This window comes from Proteus hauseri ATCC 700826 (genome assembly GCF_001654965.1).
In the GTDB taxonomy this organism is placed as follows: domain Bacteria; phylum Pseudomonadota; class Gammaproteobacteria; order Enterobacterales; family Enterobacteriaceae; genus Proteus; species Proteus hauseri.
Map to the genome: position 1 here is coordinate 1 of NZ_LXEV01000039.1, position 1959 is coordinate 1959.

Consider the following 1959-nt stretch of genomic DNA (forward strand, 5'->3'; position numbering starts at 1 on the left):
TTTAATGCCTGGCAGTTCCCTACTCTCACATGGGGAGACCCCACACTACCATCGGCGCTACAACGTTTCACTTCTGAGTTCGGCATGGGATCAGGTGGGACCGCTGCGCTATGGCCGCCAAGCAAATTCTGTTATTACCCGTTACGCCAATTTCTCCGCGTAACCAGTAATTTCAATCTTAAACAAGCTTACTTCATCAAATTTCGTCTCTCAGACAAAACACCTTCGGTGTTGTCAGGTTAAGCCTCACGGTTCATTAGTACTGGTTAGCTCAACGTATCGCTACGCTTACACACCCAGCCTATCAACGTCTTAGTCTTAAACGTTCCTTTAGGTCACTCAAGGTGACAGGGAAGACTCATCTCGAGGCAAGTTTCCCGCTTAGATGCTTTCAGCGGTTATCTCTTCCGCACTTAGCTACCGGGCAATGCCATTGGCATGACAACCCGAACACCAGTGGTGCGTTCACTCCGGTCCTCTCGTACTAGGAGCAACCCCTCTCAATCTTCCAACGCCCACGGCAGATAGGGACCGAACTGTCTCACGACGTTCTAAACCCAGCTCGCGTACCACTTTAAATGGCGAACAGCCATACCCTTGGGACCTACTTCAGCCCCAGGATGTGATGAGCCGACATCGAGGTGCCAAACACCGCCGTCGATATGAACTCTTGGGCGGTATCAGCCTGTTATCCCCGGAGTACCTTTTATCCGTTGAGCGATGGCCCTTCCATTCAGAACCACCGGATCACTAAGACCTACTTTCGTACCTGCTCGAGCCGTCACTCTCACAGTCAAGCTGGCTTATGCCTTTGCACTAACCGCATGATGTCCGACCATGCTTAGCCAACCTTCGTGCTCCTCCGTTACTCTTTAGGAGGAGACCGCCCCAGTCAAACTACCCACCAGACACGGTCCCCGATCCAGATTATGGACCTAGGTTAGAACATCAAACGTTAAAGGGTGGTATTTCAAGGTTGACTCCATGCAGACTGGCGTCCACACTTCAAAGTCTCCCACCTATCCTACACATCAAGGCTCAATGTTCAGTGTCAAGCTATAGTAAAGGTTCACGGGGTCTTTCCGTCTTGCCGCGGGTACACTGCATCTTCACAGCGAGTTCAATTTCACTGAGTCTCGGGTGGAGACAGCCTGGCCATCATTACGCCATTCGTGCAGGTCGGAACTTACCCGACAAGGAATTTCGCTACCTTAGGACCGTTATAGTTACGGCCGCCGTTTACTGGGGCTTCGATCAAGAGCTTCTCCCTAAGGATAACCCCATCAATTAACCTTCCAGCACCGGGCAGGCGTCACACCGTATACGTCCACTTTCGTGTTTGCACAGTGCTGTGTTTTTAATAAACAGTTGCAGCCAGCTGGTATCTTCGACTGGCTTCGGCTCTGTCCGCAAGGGACTTCACTTACCGCCAGCGTGCCTTCTCCCGAAGTTACGGCACCATTTTGCCTAGTTCCTTCACCCGAGTTCTCTCAAGCGCCTGAGTATTCTCTACCTGACCACCTGTGTCGGTTTGGGGTACGATTGTTGGTAACCTGAAGCTTAGAGGCTTTTCCTGGAAGCAGGGCATCAATTGCTTCACCACCTTAGTGGTTCGTCATCACACCTCAGCATTAAGTGACCGGATTTGCCTAATCACTCTGCCTACATGCTTGAACCGGGACAACCGTCGCCCGGACAACCTAGCCTTCTCCGTTCCCCCATCGCAGTTACCACCAGTACGGGAATATTAACCCGTTTCCCATCGACTACGCTTTTCAGCCTCGCCTTAGGGGTCGACTCACCCTGCCCCGATTAACGTTGGACAGGAACCCTTGGTCTTCCGGCGTGCGGGTTTTTCACCCGCATTATCGTTACTTATGTCAGCATTCGCACTTCTGATACCTCCAGCATGCCTCACAGCACACCTTCGCAGGCTTACAGAACGCTCCCCTACCCAAC

The 1959-nt window shown here is 52.0% G+C and carries 2 rRNA genes; both read right to left on the reverse strand.

The annotated features are described in order from the left end of the window. Positions 1 to 6 precede the first annotated feature (6 nt). Positions 7 to 122, reverse strand: a 5S ribosomal RNA gene (gene rrf, locus M997_RS17015). A 113-nt stretch (positions 123 to 235) separates the two neighbouring features. After that, positions 236 to 1959, reverse strand: a 23S ribosomal RNA gene (locus M997_RS17020); the annotation flags it as partial.